At 67.9% G+C, this 6,058-nt stretch carries 5 protein-coding genes and 1 pseudogene; 4 read left to right on the forward strand and 2 right to left on the reverse strand.

All coding sequences use genetic code 11. From position 1 onward, the window contains the following. Both VA603_RS07120 and VA603_RS07125 read right to left on the reverse strand, forming a co-directional pair. Window positions 1-895, reverse strand: a pseudogene (locus VA603_RS07120) (DUF802 domain-containing protein); the annotation flags it as partial. A 10-nt stretch (window positions 896-905) separates the two neighbouring features. Continuing rightward, the gene (locus tag VA603_RS07125) at window positions 906-1,580 is read right to left on the reverse strand and encodes a DUF3348 domain-containing protein (protein WP_323438360.1); all 675 of its coding nucleotides are present in this window, start codon (window positions 1,578-1,580) and stop codon (window positions 906-908) included. 187 nt (window positions 1,581-1,767) lie between these two features. Here VA603_RS07125 and VA603_RS07130 point away from each other — a divergent pair, with 187 nt between their 5' ends. The 4 genes from VA603_RS07130 to VA603_RS07145 form a co-directional block, all read left to right on the forward strand. After that, window positions 1,768-3,987 carry a TonB-dependent siderophore receptor gene (locus VA603_RS07130; protein ID WP_323438361.1) on the forward strand — a complete coding sequence of 740 codons (2,220 nt, stop codon included), beginning with the start codon at window positions 1,768-1,770 and terminating at the stop codon, window positions 3,985-3,987. Window positions 3,988-4,088: 101 nt separating this feature from the next. Continuing rightward, entirely contained in the window at window positions 4,089-4,376 is a 288-nt protein-coding gene (locus tag VA603_RS07135; RefSeq protein ID WP_132862294.1) for a hypothetical protein, read from the forward strand. After that, the gene (locus VA603_RS07140; RefSeq protein ID WP_323438362.1) at window positions 4,373-4,675 is read left to right on the forward strand and encodes a hypothetical protein; all 303 of its coding nucleotides are present in this window, start codon (window positions 4,373-4,375) and stop codon (window positions 4,673-4,675) included. The genes VA603_RS07135 and VA603_RS07140 overlap by 4 nt, the downstream gene beginning before the upstream one ends. A 10-nt stretch (window positions 4,676-4,685) precedes the next feature. Then, window positions 4,686-6,058: PepSY-associated TM helix domain-containing protein (locus VA603_RS07145; RefSeq protein WP_323438363.1), on the forward strand; the 1,373-nt coding region annotated here is incomplete at its 3' end.

Here is a 6,058-nt window from a genome sequence, read left to right on the forward strand (position 1 = left end):
GCCCCTGCATGGTGGCGTCGACCACCGGTTGCAGGGCCGTGCCCACCGCGTTGGCCTGGTGGCGGATGCCGTCCTGCATGGCGGCCTGCAGCGAGGCGGCCAGCTGCGTGTACGCGGCCTCGGTGCGCTCGTGGAACGCCTGCTGGTTGGCCTGCAGGCGTTCGTTGTTGCCGTGCTGCTGCTGTTCCAGGCTGCCCATCATCGCCTGCAGGCGATCGACCAGGGCCGGCATCAGCGCGTTCTGCTCCTGCAGCAGGCGGAAGGTTTCATTGCGCTGGAAGGCCGGCGAATGCGCCTGCAGCTGGGCGGCGATGCCGGCATCCAGTTCCTGCACGGCCTGGGCGCGCTCACGGCGCAACAGCGCCGACAACAGGCCCAGCGCGGCCGAGCTGGCGACGCCGGCGATCGAGGTGCCGAAGGCGAAGCCCAGGCCCTTGACCGGGGCGGCCAGCGAGCTGCGGATGGCGTCCAGGTCGGTGGCGCTTTCCAGCGCCAGGCCGGTGCCGCGCAGCGTGGCCATCATGCCGAGCAGGGTGCCGAGCATGCCCAGCAGCACCAGCAGGCCGACCAGGTACGGGGTCAGGGCCGGGGCCGGCAGGCCGACGCGTTCGCCCTGCACGCGCAGGCGCACCGCGTTGCGCAGGCTGGGGGCCAGCCGCGACAGCCAGCCGTCCAGGTTGTCCGCGCCGTCGGCGATGGCCGGCAGTGCCTGCACCAGCGTGGTGGTGGCCTGGCGGTAGCGGAACAGCTCATACGCGCCGGCCAGGTAGCAGGCGGCGATGACCGCGGCGACCACCGCGGCCAGCGGGTGCGTGCCTGCATAGCCGACACCGATCCAGCACACGGCCAGCAGGCCCACGAGGAAGACGACGATTGCGACGAGGTTTCTGGACATAGGGAGCGGGTTACCGGGTGCGGAGCGCTGCAAGCAGGCCTTCGATGGGGTGGAAACGGACCTCCAGTTCCGCCAGCAGCGCGGTGCGCAGGTCCTGGAGAAAGAGGGCCGTGGTGGTGGCCGATGCCTGGGCATCGGCGCTGGCGGCGCTGTCATGCAGCCGCTGGTAGTGCAGGCCGAGCAGGGCCGGCACATGGGAAAGCAGGGTGTGTTCGCGCGGGCTGAGGGTGGCTTCCATCACCGCGTCGACCTCGGCCAGGCGGGCCTTGGCCGTGGACTGCCGGGCCAGCATGTCGCGCAGCCGGCCACGCAGGTTGCCGGTGGCGGTCTGCATGGCGCGCTGCTGGGCCTGGTAATGCTGCCGGTAGGGCGCGTACGGGTCGGGCGCGTCGGCATCGACGGGCCCGACCGGTGCGATCTCGGCATGGATGGCCTGGAGCAGGCGATCCCGCACGCGGGTGCAGTCGGCGTCGTGGTCCTGGTCGAAGGTGGCGCCGTCCGGTGCGGGTGCAGGCAGGTTGTCCAGGGCGCGGGACAGGGTGATGGCGCGGTTCCAGTCAAACCACGTGGCCAGCCGCGCCGACACATCCGGCGCCGTGGGCGAAGTGGCATCGTCCTTGAAGCGGGCCAGCAGGCGAATGAACGCCGGGCCCAGCACGGGCGCCCGTTGGGAAGCTTTCGCCATGGGTCCTGACTAAAAAATCAGCATTTTACATGGCGGGCGTGACTTCGCCCGGTCAGTGGTATTCAGGCGGTTGGCGGCTGGATTGATCTGGATCATTGTTGAGAATGATTCTTGTTCGTACAATGTCGCTCCATCAGCCGCTGCCGCGCGCAGTCAGCCAATCCTCGCCCCACCGCAGGTTGATGCCGTGTCCCTCCCTCGTTTCCGTGCCGCCCGTCCGGCGCTGCTGTCCATGGCCGTCGCCATGGCCCTTTCCCCCGTCACCGCCCTTGCCGCCGGTCCCGAGCTGGCCGAAGCCGCGGACCCGGCGCGGACGCTCGATGCCGTCCACGTCAACGCCTACCGCACCACCTCGCATGCTTCCAGCGCGACCAAGACCGATACCGCGGTGGCCGAGACCGCGCAGTCGGTCTCGGTGATCGCCCGCGAGGAGCTGGACGCCCGTGGCGTGCAGAACCTCAACGAGGCCATGCGCTACGTGGCCGGCGTGACCCTGGAGAGCAGTGGCATCGACAACCGCGTCGATGACTTCCGCATCCGTGGCTTCGATGCCGGCAGCTGGTCCAACAACGTCACCATTGACGGCATGCGCGCGCCGCAGGGCAGCCAGTGGAACCGCACCATGGTCGACAGCTGGAACCTGGAGCGGGTGGAAGTGCTCAAGGGCCCGTCGGCGGTGATGTACGGGCAGGTGGCTCCGGGGGGCATGGTCAACCAGGTCAGCAAGACGCCGACGCCCGACCCGCAGCAGGTACTGCGCCTGGGCATAGACGGCAACGGCCAGTACAACACCGCTTTCGACGTGGGCGCCGGCAGTGACGACAACCGCCACCTGCTGCGCCTGGTCGGCCTGTACCGCGATGGCCAGACCCAGATCGACCACACCGAGCAGAAGCACGGGTTCCTGGCCCCGAGCTACACCTTCCAGATCGCCGAACGCACGCGCCTGACCCTGCTCGGCCTGTACCAGAAGGACGATGGCGGTTCGACTTACCAGTTCCTGCCGATGGACGGCACGCTGGTGGCCACGCCCCACGGCCACATGAAGAACACCACCTTCATCGGCGAGCCCGGCTGGAACACCTATGACCGCACCCTCTGGACCGCCGGCTATCTGTTCGAGCACAGCTTCAACGGCAACTGGACGCTGAGCCAGAGCGCGCGCCATACCGATGTCCAATCGCTGTTCCGCACCGTGGTGACCAATGGCGGCCTGAACGCCGATGGGCGCACCCAGAAGCGGCGCGCCACCTGGGGCGAGGGCGACTCCAAGGGAGAAACCGTCGATACGCGCATCACCGGCAAGTTCAGCACCGGCGTGGCCGAGCACACGTTGCTGATTGGCGTGGACTGGCAGAAGGCCGACTGGACCGGCGCGCGTGGCGCGATGGTCAACCCGCGCGACATCGACATCTTCAACCCGGTCTATTCCAACTACGCGCCGGTCACCACCAGCATCAGCTACTCCGGTGGCATCAACCGCCAGACCGGCGTGTACCTGCAGGACCAGGTTGCGCTGGACAAGTGGCGGCTGACCTTTGGTGGCCGTTATGACTGGACCCGTGACGACACCTGGACCCGCAGCTACGCCGTGGCCACCAACCGTTACGGTGCCCGCATTCCGACCCGCGGCGAGGAAGAAGCCTTCAGCGGCAACCTGGGCGTGCTGTACGTGGCCGACAACGGGCTGACCCCGTACCTCAGCTACGCCGAGTCGTTCCAGCCCTCGGGCAGCAACACCAACATGAGCTACACGCTCTCGGCGTTCGACCCGGTGACCGGCAAACAGTGGGAAGCGGGCATCAAGTACCAGCCTGCGTCCTTCGATGGGCTGTTGACGTTCTCGGCCTACGACCTGCGCCAGCAGAACATCCTCACCAATGACCCGGACCTCACGCACAACACCTGCGGCACCGCCGGCAACAGCCAGTGCCAGGTGCAGGATGGCGAAGGCCGCGTGCGCGGCGTCGAACTGGAGGGCCGCATCACCCCGCTGGAAGGCTTCAGCGTGATCGGTGCCGCCAGCTGGATGGATTCGGAAGTCACCAAGAGCAACAACGGCTACATCGGCAAGCAGCTGGCGATGGTGCCGGACTGGACCGCCGCGCTGTGGGCGGACTACACGTTCCAGGCCGGTGGCCTGGAAGGCCTGAGCCTGGCCGCAGGCGTGCGCTACAACGGCGAAAGCCATGGCGACAGCGCCAACCTGTACCTGATCCCGGGGTACACGCTGTGGGATGCGGCCATCCGTTACGACGTGGGGCAACACGGCGCGGTGGGCACGCAGTTCGCACTCAACGTCAGCAACCTGGCTGACAAGCGCTTTGTCTCGACCTGCGGTGGCGTGTCTTCCTGCTACTACGGCACCGGCCGCACCGTCACCGCCACCGCGCGTTTCAGCTGGTGATGCAGCCTGCGCCCATCGGGCAGGCCCCGGTGGGCGCCTTCATTGTCCCGCCATGAGCCAGACCGAATGAACGCCTTCCTCGAACCGCGTGGTGCCACCCCATGAACCTGCTGCTGGCACTCCTGGCGACCGTTGCCGGTAGCGCTGCGGCGATGCTGCTGTACGTCGCCTCGCCACAACAGCAACTGCGCGCTGCCGGGCCGTGGCCAACGCGGCATGCGTGGTGGCCGGGCAGCGTGCTCGCGCTCGTCTCGTTGCTGGCGATGTGGCCGTTGATGGCGCCGCTTGAAGCGATATCGGCGTGGTTGGTGCTGCTGACGCTGGTGTGGTCGATCGCACCCTTTCTGGGCGCATGGCGCGCCCGCGTACGCGCGCGGAGGTCCGCATGAGCGAAGCACGTGCGCGGCTGGAGAGCCGTCATTGGTTCGGCAAGACCTGTGCCGGCGTGGTGCTGGGCTTCGGCCTGGCACTGTCGTTGTCCGGCCTGTTCGCCTGGCTGGGACCGGACGGCATTGGCGCCGGCGGCGGCAAGAACCAGTTCACCATGTGGCTGATGGCACCGATCTGGGCGGCGGTGCTGTGCTTCGTCCATCTGTTCCGCGACAGCCTGCGCGCCTGGTTGTGGCTGGGCGCGGCCAATATGACCACGTTCGGGATGTTGGCGCTGGCGCGTTGGGTGATGGCGTGAGGATGCAGGCATGAAGATCCGCAGCGACATCATCAAGGTCTACAAGGACGTCCACATCTGGATCGGCATCGTCTGCGGGCTGATGCTGTTCATCGCCTTCTATGCGGGCTCGGTCACCATGTTCGAGAAGCCGCTGGAGCGCTGGGCCACGCCGCCTTCCACATTGGCCGCCGCGCCGTCGCTGGAGCGCGCCGATGCGCTGGTTGAAGCGGTGCTGGCCGAATATCCCCAGGCTGCGGCGCGCTACTTCATTTCGGTCAAGCCCGGTGCCGACCAGCCGGCGCGGGTGTACTGGCAGGAACGTGCCGGGGGGCGTCGCCAGTTCAAGGAGTACGGGGCGAGTTTCGGCGCCGACGGCAGCCTGCAGGTGGAGCAGACACGCAAGGCACCGGTGGCGCAGCTGGTGGATACCCTGCACCAGCTGGTTGGCCTGCCGTTCCCCGATGCGATCGCGCGGCCGGTCATGGGCGCGGTGGCATTGGCCTATGCCGTGGCGCTGGTGTCGGGCCTGATCGTGCTGCTGCCGACGTTGAGCAAGGACGTGTTCGCGCTGCGCATCGGCAAGAACATCAAGCGCATGTGGCTGGACGCGCACAACGCGCTGGGCTTGTTCAGCCTGCCGTTCCACCTGGTGATCGCGCTGACCAGCGTGGTGTTCGCCTTCCATGACCCGTTCTACGGCGCGCAGGGCGCGGTGGTGTACCCAGGCGGCATCGAGTGGAACCAGGCACACGACGACGCACCCACCGGCGCGCGCGTGCTGCCGGCGGCCGAACTGCTGCGTCGGGTGGAAGTGCAGTTGCCCGGCTTCGACGTGCAGGGCTTTGGGTTCCAGCGCAAGGACGGGCATGTCGAGGCGACGGTGACCGGGCTGGACGTGCGCCATGGCACGCGCGCACGGCTGTACGCCAGCACGCACCTGGACCCGTACAGCGGGCAGGTGGACCCGCATGACCTGCCCGGCCACATGGATGGCTGGAACGGGGCGGTCAATGCGTTCTTCATGCTGCACTTCGGCAGCTTCGGCGGGAATCCGGTGCGCTGGCTGTACGTGCTGATGGGGCTGGCCGGCGCGGCGCTGTTCTACACCGGCAACCTGCTGTGGGTGGAATCGCGGCGACGCAAGCGCAAGGGGCCGGAAACGCCCGCGCAGAAACTATCGGGCTGGGTGCTGGGTTGCCTGACGGTGGGCGTGTCATTGGGTTGCGTGGCCGGCATCTCCGCCAGCCTCGCCGCAACCAAATGGTTGCCCGCGTTGGTGGCGGATCTGAAGGCGTGGCACACCGGTATCTACTACGCGGTGTTCGTGGCCGCGATCGGTTGGGCGTTCCTGCGCGGCGCATCACGCGGTGCGGTGGAACTGCTGTGGCTCAGCGCGGTGTT

The sequence above is a fragment of the Stenotrophomonas capsici genome (assembly GCF_034961085.1).
GTDB classification, from domain to species: domain Bacteria; phylum Pseudomonadota; class Gammaproteobacteria; order Xanthomonadales; family Xanthomonadaceae; genus Stenotrophomonas; species Stenotrophomonas capsici.